19 protein-coding genes are annotated in these 17,668 nt (G+C 38.0%); 3 read left to right on the top strand and 16 right to left on the bottom strand.

Features of this window, described 5'->3' with window-relative positions; all coding sequences use genetic code 11:
- Window positions 1-5 precede the first annotated feature (5 nt).
- The 10 genes from G8761_RS23080 to G8761_RS23035 form a co-directional block, all read right to left on the bottom strand.
- Window positions 6-1,442 (bottom strand): sensor histidine kinase, encoded by a 1,437-nt coding sequence (locus G8761_RS23080; RefSeq protein ID WP_166030302.1) that lies wholly within the window; start codon window positions 1,440-1,442, stop codon window positions 6-8.
- Between the two features lie 133 nt (window positions 1,443-1,575).
- A complete protein-coding gene (locus tag G8761_RS23075; RefSeq protein ID WP_166030301.1) occupies window positions 1,576-2,076 on the bottom strand; it encodes a EutP/PduV family microcompartment system protein in 501 nt (166 codons plus the stop codon).
- An 11-nt stretch (window positions 2,077-2,087) separates the two neighbouring features.
- A complete protein-coding gene (gene eutS, locus G8761_RS23070; RefSeq protein WP_166030300.1) occupies window positions 2,088-2,429 on the bottom strand; it encodes an ethanolamine utilization microcompartment protein EutS in 342 nt (113 codons plus the stop codon).
- Between the two features lie 234 nt (window positions 2,430-2,663).
- Window positions 2,664-3,677: a histidinol phosphate phosphatase domain-containing protein gene (locus G8761_RS23065; RefSeq protein ID WP_166030299.1), complete on the bottom strand. Its 1,014-nt coding sequence runs from the start codon at window positions 3,675-3,677 to the stop codon at window positions 2,664-2,666.
- On the bottom strand, window positions 3,667-4,470 hold the full coding sequence (locus tag G8761_RS23060) for a DeoR/GlpR family DNA-binding transcription regulator (RefSeq protein WP_166030298.1): 804 nt from the start codon (window positions 4,468-4,470) through the stop codon (window positions 3,667-3,669). The genes G8761_RS23065 and G8761_RS23060 overlap by 11 nt, the downstream gene beginning before the upstream one ends.
- Window positions 4,467-5,468, bottom strand: a complete 1,002-nt coding sequence (locus G8761_RS23055; RefSeq protein ID WP_166030297.1) for an ABC transporter ATP-binding protein — start codon at window positions 5,466-5,468, stop codon at window positions 4,467-4,469. Before G8761_RS23055 ends, G8761_RS23060 begins: the two co-directional genes overlap by 4 nt.
- Window position 5,469: 1 nt before the next feature.
- Complete coding sequence (locus tag G8761_RS23050) at window positions 5,470-6,249, bottom strand: ABC transporter permease subunit (RefSeq protein ID WP_166030332.1); 780 nt, start codon at window positions 6,247-6,249, stop codon at window positions 5,470-5,472.
- A gap of 2 nt (window positions 6,250-6,251) precedes the next feature.
- Window positions 6,252-7,079, bottom strand: a complete 828-nt coding sequence (locus tag G8761_RS23045; protein ID WP_166030331.1) for an ABC transporter permease — start codon at window positions 7,077-7,079, stop codon at window positions 6,252-6,254.
- Between the two features lie 86 nt (window positions 7,080-7,165).
- Window positions 7,166-7,996 (bottom strand): alkaline phosphatase family protein, encoded by an 831-nt coding sequence (locus tag G8761_RS23040; protein ID WP_166030296.1) that lies wholly within the window; start codon window positions 7,994-7,996, stop codon window positions 7,166-7,168.
- Window positions 7,986-9,083 (bottom strand): ABC transporter substrate-binding protein, encoded by a 1,098-nt coding sequence (locus tag G8761_RS23035; protein ID WP_166030295.1) that lies wholly within the window; start codon window positions 9,081-9,083, stop codon window positions 7,986-7,988. The genes G8761_RS23040 and G8761_RS23035 overlap by 11 nt, the downstream gene beginning before the upstream one ends.
- Window positions 9,084-10,091: 1,008 nt before the next feature.
- Here G8761_RS23035 and G8761_RS23030 point away from each other — a divergent pair.
- On the top strand, window positions 10,092-10,862 hold the full coding sequence (locus tag G8761_RS23030; RefSeq protein WP_476638938.1) for a hypothetical protein: 771 nt from the start codon (window positions 10,092-10,094) through the stop codon (window positions 10,860-10,862).
- Window positions 10,863-11,918: 1,056 nt separating this feature from the next.
- Here G8761_RS23030 and G8761_RS23025 read toward each other — a convergent pair.
- The 5 genes from G8761_RS23025 to G8761_RS23005 form a co-directional block, all read right to left on the bottom strand.
- Window positions 11,919-12,353 (bottom strand): S1 domain-containing RNA-binding protein, encoded by a 435-nt coding sequence (locus tag G8761_RS23025; protein ID WP_166030293.1) that lies wholly within the window; start codon window positions 12,351-12,353, stop codon window positions 11,919-11,921.
- A 431-nt stretch (window positions 12,354-12,784) separates the two neighbouring features.
- Window positions 12,785-12,985, bottom strand: a complete 201-nt coding sequence (locus G8761_RS23020) for a hypothetical protein (RefSeq protein WP_166030292.1) — start codon at window positions 12,983-12,985, stop codon at window positions 12,785-12,787.
- A gap of 86 nt (window positions 12,986-13,071) precedes the next feature.
- Window positions 13,072-13,251, bottom strand: a complete 180-nt coding sequence (locus tag G8761_RS23015) for a hypothetical protein (protein WP_166030291.1) — start codon at window positions 13,249-13,251, stop codon at window positions 13,072-13,074.
- 100 nt (window positions 13,252-13,351) lie between these two features.
- Window positions 13,352-13,624 carry a hypothetical protein gene (locus G8761_RS23010; protein ID WP_166030290.1) on the bottom strand — a complete coding sequence of 91 codons (273 nt, stop codon included), beginning with the start codon at window positions 13,622-13,624 and terminating at the stop codon, window positions 13,352-13,354.
- Window positions 13,625-13,789: 165 nt separating this feature from the next.
- The gene (locus tag G8761_RS23005; protein WP_166030289.1) at window positions 13,790-13,990 is read right to left on the bottom strand and encodes a hypothetical protein; all 201 of its coding nucleotides are present in this window, start codon (window positions 13,988-13,990) and stop codon (window positions 13,790-13,792) included.
- Window positions 13,991-14,467: 477 nt separating this feature from the next.
- On the opposite strand from G8761_RS23005, the gene hpaB reads away from it, so the two are divergent.
- Window positions 14,468-15,913 (top strand): 4-hydroxyphenylacetate 3-monooxygenase, oxygenase component, encoded by a 1,446-nt coding sequence (hpaB, locus tag G8761_RS23000; RefSeq protein WP_166030288.1) that lies wholly within the window; start codon window positions 14,468-14,470, stop codon window positions 15,911-15,913.
- Window positions 15,914-16,073: 160 nt separating this feature from the next.
- Here the strand turns inward: hpaB and G8761_RS22995 are convergent, their stop codons facing one another.
- A complete protein-coding gene (locus tag G8761_RS22995) occupies window positions 16,074-16,421 on the bottom strand; it encodes a hypothetical protein (protein ID WP_166030287.1) in 348 nt (115 codons plus the stop codon).
- A gap of 455 nt (window positions 16,422-16,876) precedes the next feature.
- On the opposite strand from G8761_RS22995, the gene G8761_RS22990 reads away from it, so the two are divergent.
- Window positions 16,877-17,320, top strand: coding sequence for an exosporium protein C (locus tag G8761_RS22990; protein WP_166030286.1), 444 nt, complete (start codon window positions 16,877-16,879; stop codon window positions 17,318-17,320).
- The last annotated feature ends 348 nt before the right edge of the window (window positions 17,321-17,668 follow it).

Here is a 17,668-nt window from a genome sequence, read left to right as displayed (position 1 = left end):
TCTATTCAATCCTCTCTATTAGGGAATGTCACCCATGCCTCCGTCCCTTGCTCGCAATTCTGTAAAAATTTAAACTCTCCATTCAAGTCATAATTTGTAAGGTTTTTTACAATTTCAATCCCTAAATGATCTGTCTCTATGTCATTGTCCATCCCATTCCCATCATCAATTACTCCAAGTTCAATAGATCGGCCATTTTGCTTAAAGTGTATCGTGACATTGCCGGTGGAACGTTCAATAAAAGCATGCTTCATACAATTTTGAATCAATTCCGTTACAATCAGAGCCAAGGATACTGCTTGAGACGAATGGAGCTCAATTTCCTCTTCAGTACATAAGTGAATTGCAACAGAGCAGTTGGGCTGATAAGGATAAAACACTTGTCCTGTTGTTATCTTTTTGATTATGTGCACCATATTTACCTTTTCAAGCCCGCTGCTGGAAAGCACATCATGTACTGCAGCAATACTGGTAATACGGTTTAGACTTTCCTGGTATAAAAGTTTTGTTTCCTCCGGTACACCGCGTCTCATTTGCATGCGGAGCAAGCTAGCTACCGTTTGTAAATTATTTTTGACCCGGTGGTGAATTTCCTTAATCACTACCTGATTCACCATCAGTTGTCGCTCCTTATCGCGTAAATCTGTGATATCGCGAATATAGAGCAGCATTCGTTTGGAATCCGCCTTTTTATTCAGTAAACAGATTGAACGGAGAATAAAAACCTTTTCCATGCTCCTCACTTCGCGTTGCGTAATCCCTTGATGGGTAAAATCCGCCTTATCAATAAACGGTAAAATCGCAAGTATGTTTTGATTCGTTAAATTCGTTTGCTGAATAGGATTGTGTTCCTTTATGAGGCCTATTGCAAAATTATTGGCATACTGGATGGCACCATCTTCCCCTAAAAGGATTAATGCCTCTTCCAAATAATCAGGTATCATTTGGTCCTTCAAAACGATGTCCCATGTTCGCCCAAATTCAGCGGTTGTTTCTGATAACAAAGCAAGCTCGTGTTCTTGCTCAACTTGCTGAGTAATGTCTGTCTCCAAAATTAATAAAGCTATTACAGAGCCTTCATCATTTTTAATTGGAGTAACATTTTGACAGACATGCGACCCTTCATGTGTCAAAGCACGATTCATCATTGCCGGCTTCCCGCTATGATAGGCTTTGTAAACTGCTGGCTCATACGAGTATAAGATTTTTTTTCCAACAACCCGCCCCTGGTATAGTGAAGGAACCGTCGTCGGAACCGCTTCCGCGACCACAATGGCTGTTTCAGGGTCCTCAGTTGCACAATCAATAAAAACATTCCCTTGGGCAAGATCTGCAATCATCTGTAATGACTTGCTTTTTTCTTCGAGAATCTCGATATCTTTCTCAGGTAAAGAAGTATACATTTTGCAAAGCCTTGATATTTCCCGTTTAAAATTGATCATGTGATGATGCCCCTTTATGAAAAAAGGCACCAATCTACATAGATCTTCTATGCGGATAGGCGCCTTTGCCTAAAATTCCTATTAATTTGTTAGGAATATTATACAAAATATTCTGTTATTTGAAAAGGCTTACCTAATAAAAAAGACACAAGCTTTCCACACTTTCGCAATACTCCTTCATTTCTTTATAGGAATTACACGAAACCAAGCCTTTAATCTCTTCAATTCCTTGATGTTTATAAGAGGATGTAACGACGATAGGTCCCTGAACCATTGATTTCTTTAATTTAGCCACGGCTTGTTCAATATCAGCCTTCTCTGAATCTGCCTTTGTAACTACCCCAATTGCTAATTTTGGAATTCCTGAAGAAAAACCAGGAGGAAACGTTATTTTTAGATTTGTGGGGTCTTGAATAAATAATACATGCGTTACTTCCAGTGCCGTTGCCATAATGGATTTATAAAATAGAGGATTTTCCGTATATTCACCTGGTGTATCGACAATCCAGTCATAATAATGAAGGGATTGTGTTTTCACAGCCTCCACTTTTCGTCCCAATAAGGCATTTGTAAGGGTGGATTTGCCTGAACCAATTGATCCAATCAACATAGCACGTTTCGAAGTCGTAAACATAACCCCACCTCCTATGACATCGTAATAGCAGCAGGAGTATAGCCAAGTGTTTCTGATAAGAATTGATTGATTCTCCTCATCGCCATCTCAACTTCAGATACACTGCCTATTAAAACCAAGCTTCCCGTAAAACGATCCAAAAACCCAATTGACACATTGGCAGCCTTTGTGGCTAAATCTCCGGCAATTATGACAGTTTCACTTGGAGTCAACGTTAAAATGCCAATAGAACCTGATTTTTGTATCCCTAACTTTTCAAATAACTCTACTTCTGGATTAGCAATCAAATGGCTTAATGTTATTTGTTTACCAGGGACAAATTCTTGAATAAATCGCTTTTTTTCCTCAGTCATGTATAGTACCTCCTAAAAAAGAAAAAGCCCCATTCCAAGAGGAAAAGGGCTTCGTTGCCTTAGTTATTTTTTCATTATTATATCATAGTTGAGGATAATCTGCTTACTTTTTTGAATTTTCATAAAACAAAACTGTGCAATGGGCCGTCTGTAAAACAGAGGCAGGTGGTAGGTATGGGTATATTTAACCCAAAAAGGCTCCCTCCATAAGAAGCACCCTTGAAGAATGTTAATTTAGTTTTCTTTCATTAAACCAATCGCCTTCATCTCCCGCCGTCTCTCTTTAAAGGTTGCAATTTCCTTTATCCCTTTTTCTAGAAGGGTTTGTGTATTTTGATCAATAAATACTCCAATATCATCTGGAAAATGAGAGTCAGATGAAGTCGTAAAACTCACACCGGCATTTACTAAAACATTCAAAAAGGCCGGGCTAGGACACATTTCTTTTACAGGATAACGGTAATAAAGACCGGCATTTATCTCTGTAGCCGTATCTGTTTCTATTAGTGCTTTTGCTATTCTTTCATAATGAGGTAAAAGCAAGACTTCGTCTGGACGGTAATTAAAAACCTTCAGGTTATCCAAATGAGCTACAAATTGGAATATTCTGCTGCGGATTGCCCTTTCCACTACGCTAAAGAAGTCTTTATATAAATCTATTAATGGGTATTTATTAAATTCTTCCTGGGTATCAGGATTATCAAATCCCCACCCATATATATAATGAATAGAGCCGATTATGTAATCCCACTCATAATTGCCAAGAAGGTCTTTCAGTTCCTCTTCGCTCCCTGGAAAATAGTCTGCTTCAATCCCCAGGCGAAGAGTGATGCCTTCATCTGCCCATCTCTTCTTGGCTTTAGAAATAGCTCTAACAAAATCACCCATTGATTCGGTCATAACCTGATTGAGCCAAATTCGCTGCTTTGTGCCAATTTCCGAATCGCTCAGGTCTAGATTTTTTTCAAAATAAGCCCTGGTCTCCTTAAAACGGTATAAATGATCGACTATTCCTACTTCGCTCAGGCCTTTTCGTTTCGCTTCTATTAAATAAAGATCAATCCACGAAGCGTCGTATGCCCCTTTTTCCATTCTCTTAGCTAAACGTTCCATGCTTTTCTCCAGCCACCCCTGAGTGTGGGGCATTTCATCCAGCGGCAGGAAATAGTTTAAAGCCTGATTTGTCCGGTCCATCCAGCGGAATGAATAGGGGCCTTCTTCAAGATGTAAATGATAGTCAACCTTCATGTTTTTCGCCACCTTTGACTGTAATCCATTGAAGCATGGTATCCATGTCCTTTTCTTTCCAAAAGTTTGGCATGTCTTGATTGCAAATCACATTGTCTATTGTTGTTAATGGACATATTTTATAGAAGGATTCCTGATTGATTTTAGAAGAATCGGAGAGTAAAAAAACCTGGTTCGCCCTCTCAACCATCGCAGTTGAAACAAGGCATTCCTCCAAATCATAATCGCTTACATCCGTTAGGGTGAATCCTCCACACGATAAAAAGACTTTGTCAAAACGAAAAGAATCAAGCATCTTGCAAGTCAATGCACCCACAATCGATTTTTGTTCAGGAATCGTAACTCCGCCAAGTACGATGACTTTACCTTCAAATTCCTTATTTTCTAACCGGTGGTTCAATATATCTGCGGCAGGAAGTGAATTGGTTACAATAGTTACACCCTGAACATCCGAAATCGAATAGGCAAGATGGACCGTCGTGGTTCCAATATCAATCATGATGGTATCTCCATCCTTGATAAACTCGGCTGCTTTGTGTCCTATTGCCTTTTTATCCGAGGCTCTTACATTCATTTTTTTTGAGAAATGTGGTTCATTCCTTGTTTGCTGATGCTTAACTGCACCGCCGTGTACCCGCTGCAGTTTTTTCTCTTTTTCCAAAAGATCAAGATCTCTCCTGATTGTTTCAGGGGTAACCCCTAATTCTATTGCCAGGGAAGCTACCAGTATTTTGTTCTTCTGCTCTAGTTGATTTAGAATGTAATCATGGCGTTCGGTTACCAAGAGGCTCATGCCAGAGAAATCACATCCTTTTTATCAATATATAGAGTTTTCAATGTTCCTTCCTGTATGTCCTCATTCGATTTGTGCAAGTGTTCCGCTGTTACGGAAACACCATTCGAAAAAAGTTCATAACGGGTTACGTTTCCTAGCATCATCACCTTATCAACTTTACCAATAATCTCCAGACCATTATCAATCATTTGTGAGGTGAATGCCTCAGGCCTTACTGCATACAGTTTGTGCGGGAATTCCGTTCCTCGAGTTAAAAGCGATAACTCTTCCCCTTTGAAAACATTATAGTTTCCGATAAATCTTGCAACAAACTCGTTTACAGGCTTCGTATAAATTTCATGAGGCGTACCGCTTTGTGCAATATAGCCTTCATTTAAAATATAAATTCGGTCACTTACAGCCATTGCTTCCTCCTGATCATGCGTTACAAGCACCGTTGTCATGTTTAGTTCCTTCTGGATAGCACGCAGCTGTTTTTGCAGATTTTTCCGTATCTGTGCATCGAGGGCACTTAATGGCTCATCAAGGAGTAATACCTTTGGTCCCGTAACAATGGACCTGGCTAAGGCCACACGCTGCTGCTGGCCTCCCGATAATTCCCTTGGATAGGAATTTTCCTTGCCTGATAATCCTGTCAATTCCACCATCCGAGCGACTTTTTTCTGAATGGCCGCCTTATCAAGTTTTTTCATTTTTAGGCCAAAAGCTATATTTTCAGCGACAGTCATATTCGGAAAAAGGGCATATGATTGGAAAACCATTCCGATTTTCCGGTCCTTTGCTTTTACATGAGTCACATCTTTTCCATCTATTTTGATTACACCTTGCTCGGGGTCGATTAAGCCAGCAAGAATGCGCAACAATGTAGTTTTTCCGCAACCGCTTGGTCCCAGTAGGGTAACAAATTCACCTTGTTTAAATGAGAGGTTGATGTCATGCAGCACCGTTTGCCCTTTGAAAGACTTGTTAATTTTTTCAACAGTTACATAAGTCATATTACACCGTCTCCTTTTTTGACCGAGTCACTTTTACAATTACGACTGAAAGAATGCAGATTAAAATAAAGTAGCAGACTACAATCGCACTTGCTATATGTCCGCTAACATTTAATTTTTTATATAAAAAGACCTGAATGGTTTCAAAGCTTCCTCCTACCAAAAGGTTAACCAGCACAAATTCCCCGAATAATATTGAAAATGACAGCAGTGAGGAAACCAGAATGCCAGTCATAATGTTTGGCAAAATGACTTTCAGAAACGCGGTGAATTGGCCAGCCCCTAAAATTTCTGCTGCCTCCATAAGCGATACTGCATGAATGTTCCTTAAGCTGTTTCGTGTTCCCTGATACATATAAGGAAGAATGCCGACAAAATAGGCACCCACTGTTACAACTACCATAGAAATTCCACTGTTCGCATAAGCTCTAATTAACCCGACAGCAATGATGACTCCTGGCATCGCGTAGGTCAGAACAATTAAGGATTGTATAAACTTCTCAAGCCTTGGTGCATACACAACAATCGAGAATATAGTCGGTACCATGATGACAAGTGAAAGGACCGTCGCGCCAAATGAAAGGATAAGTGACCGTCCCATTGCTTTTAAAAATACTGAATCACCAAACAATTCTTTGTACCAGTGAAAGGTTAAGCCTTCAGGCAAAATGGTCTTATGCCATTGTGTGGAGAATGAGTAAATTAGTGTTCCAAGAAGCGGAACGATCAAGTAGAGAAGGACTGCCCCGATCGTCAGATAATGATAAAATGGACGTTTTATTTTCAAGATAAATCCCTCCGAACCTTGCGGGTTAACCACTCATTTATGAGCATGGCGGCTACTAGGGTTATTCCCAATAACACCGCAATGGCACTGCCGAGTTCTGGTTTTGCAAAAATATCTCCGGTGGTTAATGCTCCAATTCGTATTGTGAGCAGATTATAAGTGCTTCCTGTCAAAGCATAAGCGGATGCATATGCTCCCATCGCATTGGCAAACAGTATACTGAACGTACCTGCAATACTCGGCAGGATAACTGGTACTCCAATCCGAAGCCAAAACTGCAGCGGGCTAGCACCCAGCAGGGAAGCCGCTTCTTTCCATTGCGACTGTATCCCCTGGTAAACCGGGTAAAGAAGCATAACCGCCAAAGGAAGCTGAAAGTAGATATATATAAGAACGAGTCCTGACCAGGAGTAAACATTAAAGGAACTAAGCGTTTCCCAGCCGAAATGCTTAAACAGCAAGGTAAACAAACCGCTGTTTCCTAAAAGAACAATAAAGGCAAAAGCCAATGGTATTCCTGCAAAATTGGATGTTAAGTTTGCAAAAATCAACACACGGTTTTGAGTGTTTTTAGAAAAACGCGTTATCGAATAGGTTGCGAATATGGCGAAAAGGATAGCTATTAAACTTGAGAGAAACGAAATCAGAATACTATTTTTAAAGGCTTGGTGGTAATAAGCATTTCGAAAAATTTCTGCATACTGGTTCAAAGAAAGTCCTGTTCTTCCATCTGCTTGAAAGCTTCCATATATCATAAAAATCAACGGAACAAACAAAAACAAAACAACCATCAAAAGAAACGGCAAGAGACTAGACAAAAGCATTCCATTTATTCGTTTCAATTGGAAAACCCCTTTTTTATCTGTTTGAATCAATAATGTCTAACCCTATTAAGACAAAAGGCGCCTTCTTAAGAAGACGCCTTTTTCAAGTTGGGAAGGGACAGTTTTTGCATAACTTTAGACGGCAGTATATTCAATAGCTCGCATGCTAAAGGCGCAACCTGCAGCTGAGGAATTACTTCTTCATAAATACCTGATGACAGTTTGTCACTGATTATGAATAAGGGAACATCCCGGTCAGCTGTTGTCGTGCCGCCATGCTGCCCGTCATTATTCATGCCATGATCAGCTGTTACAATGATTTGATAGCCCGCATTCATCCATTTTGGAAGTATATTTGCCAAAACAACATCTGCGGCAATGGCACGATTCCGATACTCTTTTGAATCAGCTGTAAACTTATGGCCATCATCATCGATATTCATTGAATGGACATACAGGAAATCCGGTTCATACCTATCCAGCAAAAAATTGGCATCCGAAAATAAATGTGAATCCGGATAATGGTCTTCCCAATAGAAAATGCCCTGCTCAATCGGTTTATCGGTGTCTAACTGTATTCGGTCTGTCATCTGGTTAAACGGGGCAGAATTATAGAGCTCACTCACCCAGTAATAAGATGCTGTGGCATTTTTTAATCCGTTTTTCTTGGTTAGGTGAAACAAACTTTCTTCATGAGACAATCGAATTGTTTGATTTGATGTAATCCCATTTTCATAAACAGGTGTACCCGTTAATAGCACCTCATATAGAGGTCGGGATAAGCTTGGCAGTTCAGACTTCACCTTAAACCGTGAGGCTTTTTCCATTTCAATCAGATGCTGCATATAGCCCATTTGTGAAACAGCCGTATCAAAACGCATACCATCGAGCATAATAAAGGCAAGTTTATTTGACATTTATTAACACTTTCTCCTGCCATAAAGAAAGCAGCTGCTGCATACTTTGTTCCCATGCTTTCGCATCTTTGACAGGTTTAACATTTTTGTACATATCATTTGGAAGTAATTTTGCTTTGGCATCTTCCGGCAATTTTACATTTTCACGAATTGGGCGGGCATAACCACGGGCCAGGTTCGCTTGTCCTGCGTCTGAAAAAATATACTCACGTGCAAGCTTTGCAGCGTTGGGATGCTTTGCGTATTTGTTTATAACTGATGCATAACCTGAAATTACGGAAGCTTCCTTCGGGATCACAACGTCAAATCGGGTTTTATCAACTTGATCTCGATAACCAAGCCCATTGAAATCCCAAACGACTGCTACATCAACTTCACCTTTTTCTAGTGCTGTTAACTTTACATCGTTAGTTTGAAGACGGCCTTGCTTTGCAAGCTTCTCAAAGAAATCTACACCGGGCTTAATATTTTTTTCATCCCCGCCATTTGCAAAAGCTGCAGCCAATACTCCGAATTGGGCCTGGCTTGCTTTTAAAACATCTCCAATGGCTACTTTATAAGTGCCATTTTCAAGATCCTTCCATGACTTTGGTGGGTTTTTTACATTGTTTTTATCTGTAATAAACGCGATTGTACCGGTATAACCGATCATCCAGTCTCCATCTTTATCTTTTGCCCAGGCAGGAACATCATTCCAATACGATGTTTTATATGGAAGTGTTAAGCCTTTTTCTTTTGCTAAAGGACCAAAGGCAGCTCCTACATCGCCGATATCCGCAGTTGCATTTCCTTTTTCAGATTCAAATTTTGCTAACTCTTCCGCACTAGACATATCTGTATCAGTATGTTTAATCCCATATTTTGAGTTGATATCTTCCCAAGTCCCCTTCCAGTTTGCCCAAGAATCCGGCATACCTACAGAGTTTACCTCGCCTTCTTGTTTTGCTTTCTTCGTCACATCTTCAATTGAAAGTTTATTAGAAGTTTGAGTATTCTTCGGTTCTTGACCTTTGCTTGAACATCCCGTAAATATAGATACAGATAAAACTCCTACAGTTGCCATTTTAATAATGGAACTTTTTCTCATTGGAACATTCCTCCAGAGTTTGTTTTTTGTTTGTTTTATGTTTATTTATATTTGTTTTACAAGATTAATATTACATACCAAAAGTAAATAAGTTATTAAAAAAATGTAATGTTTCTCTCAAGGTTGCGTGAAGATTGTAAATCCTTCTCTTCAATATAAAAAGCCTGCAGATTTAGCTGCAAGCTTTAAAAGTCTTTATTAAAATGATAGGTTAAATTTAAAAGAATATAATTTACTGTTAAGTACTTTAGGGGTATCCATTAATAGTTATAATATGAACTGTCCCCCTTTTATCAAAAAAAATTATTTATGTTATGAGAACTGAATCTCACATTCCAACTATGGATTATGTTACAACCACCCCAAAACTAAAAACCCGGTAAGACAGATACCAATATTCGATGAAGTAATTAAAGAGCTTTTATTACATAAATCCAACCAAGATAAAGATAAAGCAAAACTAAAAGATCCTTATCAAGATCAAGATTTAATCATTTCAACAGGATTGGGAAATGTTCAGGATCCGTGTAATCTACTAAGGACAATGAAAAGATTAATTTCCACCTCAGGAGTCACATCTATACAAATTTAATGACATCTGGCACACACATGCCTCCATTTTGATTTCTAGTGGCATAGACGTTGTAAAAATCTCGGCAAGATTAGGACCCGCAAATTCTAAGCTTACATTAGAGATTTACGCTCATCTTTTACCTAACATTCAAAACGATGTTGCTGATGTATTTCAGGAAACATTAAATAAACATCAATGTGAGCAACATGTAAGAACAAATTTCCTTGTCAAAATAAAGTTAAAGAAAAATAGAGATAAAATAAAAATCAATACAGTAAATAGAATGCTGTTAAATAAAGGATTTTGAAGGCTCTTAGAAAATCTAAATCAATTAAAAACAATACAGAAAAATAAGTCTGTGCAATTTGTGTGCAATGGATGAGCATTAAAACCAAATTAGGTATGTGGTCATTTCGAATAAAATATCTGAGTCAATGGATGCCCATTATTACGGGACGAAATTCCACATGAAAGTGATGACATTTGACAGTTGCCAAGGTGAAGAACGTGATATCATTTATTACACAATGGTGGAAAGAAAAGGCGAAGACAGCCTGAAATACATTTTCCCGGTCAGTTTTACGGATAACGAAGAAAACTTGAAAGCCCAGAGGCTCAATGTCGGATTCAGCCGGGTAAAGGAAAAGGCGGTATTTGTCCTTTCAAAGCCCGTGAATGAAATCCGCGGCGAAGCCGGAAACACCCTCCGTACCTTCTATCAGTACCTGGAAAACAAAGATCATGCGAGTCTGAGAGGCAAAATTGATCTGAAATCGACAAAGGAAGAAAAAGTACTGCACTGGATTACGGAGACCTCCTTCTATCAGGAAAGTCAGGAGCATGTGGAGATTATTCCGCAATTTGCAATCGGTGCCTACATGAAGCAGATCGACCCAACGGCCGTCATCCCTTCCTACCGGTGCGACTTTTTGATCCTTTACGGAAACAAAAGCACGATTATCGAGTACGACGGGTACGAGTTCATTTTCAAGGAAGGGGCGGACCGGTTCAATTACGAAAGTCTTTATAGTGATGATGATATTGAAAGGCAAAAAACGATCGAATGTTACGGCTACGGGTTCATCCGTCTGAACAAATTTATCGCCCGGGAGAATCCGGTCGGATATCTAGACCAGGCACTCAGGAAGCACTTTGCTAGCGCAAAAATCACCAGCTCGTTCTTGAGGGAAGCCAGTGAGGTTTAAAAAAATCGAAAAAAAAAAAATGAAATCATGCGAAAAGTGTGGGGAATTAAAAGATCTTCAAGACTTTTATAATCCTAAACTAAAGACCGGGTATGGCCGGGTCTGCAATGCCTGCAAGAAGAAATCAGTTAAATCGGGGAGTGCTAGAAAATAAAAAAGAACCCAAAAAAGTTAAGATATTTCTAAAACACTAATAAACATTTAATTCATATTTAATGTCAGACATTATTAGGAATAAATTAAAAGGATAGATGAACAGTAGAAATATGCTCTATCTATCCTTTTTATGTACAACAAATGACCTCATCTACAACAACAAATATAATGTTGTTGTACTAAAGCCCCGGTTAGCATCCATGAATCGCACAGATCAGCGATTCACCACAGAGAATGAAAATAGACTGTGCAGACTATACTGTTTAATGCTGGAGAAGAAGGTCTTTGAACTATGGTGCCTACAGCCCATCCGTTAGTCTGACTCCAACTACCACGGTGTACCACCGACTGTCACACCCTTGATGGATAGCACTCATGGGAGATTAATCCTAATTCTGGTTGTTGCTCCAGCTGCACTTATTTTACTCCAACGAGAAAGGCCTGAATCCAAGCCATGTACCACTAATTTTATATCTAACTTTTATGAGGCCCAGCCTCTTTTTAAAAACTGGTTTTTCTGGGTCTATTTTGTATGCCTTTTTTCAGTTTTTATTTTCATGGGAGTTTAATTGTAAATTTCGAAAGGAACTTCATCATGAAAACTCCGGAGTAATTAATTTATTATAAAAAACAGGTGCATTACCTGTCGTTGGTAATACACCTGGTCATTGAGTCCTTAATTCTGGAACTTTCTTCTTATCTAAACGGTCTTTTAAGAACACTTGAGGTATTTCTAATTCTCTTGATTTTTTAAAATCTCTTTGCATGTTTAACAATAAAAGTTTATCTTATTTCTTAGTAACCATAAAGAATCATGACAACACAATAAAGAAGGATATCCGGATTATAGGCTCACCTTTATCCTATATGATGAAAAAATGAAAACGAAAACGCAGCAAGTTAACCACGTCTTCCTCCTCTTCCACCTCGTTTTCCTTCAGTATTACGTTTTAAAGAAGTTAAGCTCTCTTCACTTCTCTTTAAGAATTGAGACATTTTATCTTCAAAGGTTTCTCTTGGTTTAAAGTTTCCTTTAGAAAGATCATTCCCTCTTCCTTGAGCAGGGCGAGGACGTTGCTTGTAAGAAGATTGCCTTTCAGGTTTATCTATGGTTTGCTTAATGGATAAGGCAACCTTTCCTTCTTTCTCACTTAACACTTTTACATCAACCATATCGCCAATTTTCAAATGATCATTTACATCTTTTACATAGCTATCAGCAACTTCACTGATATGCACAAGACCTGTTGTTCCTCCAGGTAATTCTACGAATGCTCCAAAATTAGTGATACCAGTTACTTTCCCTTGAACCTTACTTCCTATTTCTATTGACATTAAAATAATGTGCCTCCTCAATATGTTATAAACAGTTTATTATAACAAAGGAATAGTTGTAATATCAAATTAGATAGTTTATAGATAGGATCGAAGCATCCATATCTGACTTCAACTAACGCCCCCGTTACTTGAATAAGGTTATCCTTCATATAGCCAATCAAAATCATCGTGAAGTATTTACTCTCGTTCTTCTAAGGTTAAATAGTAATCAGAACAAACAATATCTAATTCTTTATAATTAACACCATAATCAATACCTAAATAAATATGCCATATGGCTTTATTTTCCTTCACTTTTGCAGATATCTTGTCAATTACACTCGATTTGTTTAACACCGCAGAACGATAAAATTCACTCCATTCATCCCATTCAAAACCATACGGAATATTAGCATAGACAACATTTTGAAGTTTAAAAGTGCCTTTCTTTACAAGATAGGTAAATCCGTCTTACGAGATATAGGCTTTAATTTTTTGAAGGTAATACTTTTTTTACGATGGTTGATACTGAATTCCTCAATTACTGTATCGTATAATTCTTGGTCATCATTGTTCCTATAATTTTCCATCGAAACCACCACCATTTTTACTTGTAATTCGTTACGAAAAGAAATTATTCCTTCTTCCACTATACTGCTCCGTTTGTTATATAAGAAAAAAGATGCTGCCTTAGCAACATCTTAATAAACGTAAGCCCCCGTTAGTCGAATAATATCTATACAATCCAGGTAAGGAGAATAGCAATTAATAAACTTTGATCAAAAAGCATTCCGTAAACTTTTTTCCCTCTCTTTGACCTGTTTGATAAGAGTTTATTTACTACAAAACTAATGGGTGTAACTATTGCATAAGTAAAAACCAATGTTAAAACAAACTCATATAACATTAATCTCATCTCTCCTCAATTGTTAGTTCATATATTATCCCCATAAAAATCCTTGTTGCACTAACCTGCTCCTTTAGTTCAATAAAATAAGCCGCCCTATAGGACGACTTCAATCTTTTGGTTGATTCCTGACTTGCGATTCTGCCTTAGTTATTCTGTATTTCGCCTGTTCTAAATCAAAATTTTGCTCGATTCTTAAAAGTGTATCAATTAATTCATCATCTGCTTCTTGTGCAATGCGTTCTAACCTTTTAATGATTCTCTCTGTTGCCTGCAAATTGATTCCATCATTACGTATTGTTATCGTTTGTATAAGATATGATTTAATCCGATCAATGTCTCTCAGTATATCTGTCAATAACTTAAATAGCTCTTTATTCACTACCCTCCACCCTTTTTTGCTCTGGACTGTGTTATTTCCTTTACCCACGACGCCAATGGCTTATGCAGAGATGACTGTAGCATCCATTATTTACCATTACTTTCACGGAGCTTATCCTATAATCAATAAAACAGGCGACTTAATGAAAATACACTATTAGTCTTATTAAACTAACCTGCCCATTAGTTCAATAAGAAAAGCCGCCAAAAACAGCAGCTTCAACTTCAACTCTTGCAACCTGTTATAATAAAAGGGTGTTTCTTCATTTCGAAGAAGCACCCTTTTATTTTTTCTTTTCGATTTTCCCAATAAACCTATTGTAGCTGCTACCCCAATTCCTACTCCAAACCAAGCCGCTATACTCAATCCATTCACCTTCATTTAAACTAAAAAGTTTCCTTTTGTATCTATATGCATTTAGAGAACTAAAGTTTTACTAACCTGCCTAGTCAGAGAAACAACCCCAAAGATCGCATCAGCCAACTTCACCTTTAGCTCTAACACTCGTTACTTCGCAACATCCGCCGTATCCGCCATAACCATATCCAAACATTCATTTTTCTCCTTTTGGACTCATTCTTTACAAAATTTTTTAGAAATTTATGGAGGGAAGCGCTCTTTAATTAAAATTTTCTGAGGAAAGTATGCGGACGAAAAATACATCAAACCACACCTACCACCATCCTAATGGGAGAAAGCAAATTCAGGATGTATATTGTACATTTTCCTTAATTTAAAACAAGGCTTTTCCATTATGAACAAACAACCAACTTATCCAATAAGATGATACTAGCTTAGCGAGTCGATTTTTCGGGGTGTTTCACCAAAGGGAGCGAATAAAAAATGGGAACCATTAGCGGAAAAAATTTTATTGATCGTTTAAATAAGTTAGAAAACGAAATTTGGTTTGATGGTGAAAAAATTAAGGGGGAAATTTCTGAGCATCTTGCTTTTAAAGGAATTCTTAAGGCAAAAGCTTCCCTTTATGATTTACAAAATGACCCCTTTCTAAAAGGGGAGATGACTTTCTTTTTACCTGGTAAAGAAGAACCAATTGGGATTTCCTATCTGCAGCCAAAAACAAAAGAAGATTTGAAGAGAAGAAGAAAGATGATGGAATACTGGGCAAGAAACACACATGGAATGATGGGAAGAAGTCCTGATTATATGAATACTGTAGTGATGAGCTTTGCCTCCTCTGCCTCTATTTTAAATGGTAGGGAAAATTGTTTCCCTGAAAATATTGAAGCCTTGTACGAAAGGGCTATGGAAAACGACCTCTCATTTACTCATACATTTATTACCCCACAAGTAAATCGTTCCCAAGTGTATTTGGGATTCACCAATGAGCCCATTTCTGCGAAGGTAATCGATCGAAATGAAAAAGGACTGGTGATAAAAGGTGCCCGCTTGCTTGCCACTCAAGGTGGTTTGACGGATGAAGTTTTAGTTTTTTCTGCTCCTAGAGTGTTTTTTGATCCCAGCGAGGCATTTGCCTTTTCCATTCCATCTAATACGGAAGGATTAAAATTTTTCTGCAGGGAATCTTTTGTGGGGGGAGAATCTTCCTTTAATTATCCCTTAAGTTCAAGATATGAAGAAATGGATTCAATTGTTGTCTTTGACAATGTATTGGTACCATGGGATCGGGTATTTTATTACGACAATGTAGAGGCAGCAACCGATTTTCTGGCTGAAAGCTCTTTTTACCAATTCGCCTATCATCAAGTGGTAACCAGACAGATTGTAAAAACTGAGTTTATTCTTGGAGTGGCTATACTACTTGTCAATACGATTAATGTTGGGGAATATCAACATATTCATGAAAAACTGTCCGAAATCATAATTGGTCTTGAAACCATGAAGTCCCTCTTAGAAAAGGCAGAAAATGATGCTGAATTAGATCAATGGGGATATATGCGTCCAAGTATGATACCATTACAAGTCGCCAGTAACATTTTTCCAAAGGTTTATCCTCGTTTCAGCGAAATTATACAAACCATTGGTGCAAGCGGAATGATTTCTTTACCAACAGAAAACGCCTTTGGTTCTGAAATTAGACCAGAGCTCGACCAATATCTTCAAGCAGATGGTATGAATGCTTTGGACCGTGTGAAACTATTTCGTTTGGCATGGGATCTTACAATGAGTTCCTTCGGTACAAGGCAAACCCAGTATGAAAGATATTTTTTTGGTGACCCTGTTCGATTATCCAGTAACCTATACAGAAACTATCAAAAGGAGCAACATGTTGAAGATATTATCAAATTTTTAAATCTAAAAAATTAAGGTTGTCTGTACAAATTTTCATTATGCAGTTTCCTTCTTCCATAAATCAAAAACCTTCACCATTCCCAACAAGAAACAGGCGATTCTACTCTTGTAGAACCCCCTGTAATAGAAGTTGTATTTCTTAATTGGACTCTTTTATCCGCAAATTTTAATAATGTTAATGGTACGGGTACGATGAATAAGGGTAAGGGTATCCGCCAATACCTGGTCCACCTAAACCAAGACCTGGATAATAACCAAGTCCAGAGCCTGGTCCACCTAAACCAAGACCCGGAGCAAAACCAACACCAGAACCAGGTGCCCCTATACCTGGACCACCTAAACCAAGACCTGGACCAAAACCAGCACCAGAGCCTGGTCCGCCAAAACCAAGACCTGGAGCAAAACCAACGCCAGAACCAGGTGCACCTATACCTGGACCACCAAAACCATGACCATGCCCTGGACCATGACCATGACCAATCCTTTCATATGTTGGACTATAAGCATTATAATTAAGAATCACTTTCATCCTCCTCCTTTAACTTACATTAAGAATATGCATATTGGGGATAAATTCCTGGGTATTCGTCCTGATTCTTAAAATATTATATGACAAATGCGGATAGGGTAATTTTTAAGCTAACCTGCCCCCTTAGTGGAACAAGAAAAGAGTCGCCGCAGCGACCCATTTAATAAACATAAGCACCCGTTACTTTTAGTGTAATACTTCACAATTTCAACTATTAGTAAATCGTCTTTTGACCTCTAAATTTCCCTATTGTTATTTGAATAGTATTTCTTCTTTTTTATTGTATATTACAAATGGGCTTATTTTTTTGTAACATCAGCAGAAACATATTAGGAAAAGAAAGTTTTTTATCCTTTAAGGCAATAAAACTTAATATTTTTAACTGTTTGTCCAATCTAACTATCACTTAACCACATACTTTATACTATTAAAATCAAGGGGGTGAGATAATGTTTCGTATTATTGATTATCAAGCAACAGAACCAATTCGTAAAGTTAACAATAATAACCAAGTTGCAATTCCTCATTCTCCTAAACGTATTGTACTAGCATCTATCCGTATAACTGTACCTCGAAGGAATGCAAATAAAAATAGTGTAGAATTAATTGCGACAGTAGGCGTTCAAGGGGTAAGTGGTACATCACAAGTTTTATTTAAGATCTTTCGTGATGGAAAAGAAATCTTTAGAGCTCAAGAGGGAGTAGAATCGGATCCTACATCAGAGGTTAATTATATTGTGACAATCCAAGCTATTGATATGAATGTAGGACAGGGAACACATCTTTATCAAGTGACCGCTGAAAATATTACAAAAGGCACAGAAGCAGCTGTTGTAGGACCAATCTCGTTTAGTGGTTTAGCAGTAGCTCCTGATGACTGGGATCGTGATTGATAGTTCAAATACAGCTTAGACTTCTAATAATCGTAAGGCTATTCTATATCCCTTTTGTTAAGGGGTATAGTTTTTTATTTAAGTCTCTTAATCGATTGGATAATTGAAACATTAAATTGTCCTATCCTAATTCAACTAAACTGATCCGTTAGTCGATCAACAACAAAAAGTAGCTGCCGCCGCAACTGAATTTTCAACTCAAGCCCCCGTTACTTCAACAAGAACCGTCTATATGCTTCAATTGTTAGTTTAAATCTAATTTATGGTAGAGTGCCCTAGCAACTTAATATCTCCTTTCATATGATATAGCAAGTCCAATATAGAAAGGAGGTATTTTGCAGTGGAATT

It is taken from the genome of Neobacillus terrae (assembly GCF_011393025.1).
Taxonomy (GTDB): Bacteria; Bacillota; Bacilli; order Bacillales; family Cytobacillaceae; genus Neobacillus_A; species Neobacillus_A terrae.
Note: the sequence above shows the minus strand (reverse complement) of the source record. Positions and strands in the feature narration are given on the sequence as shown.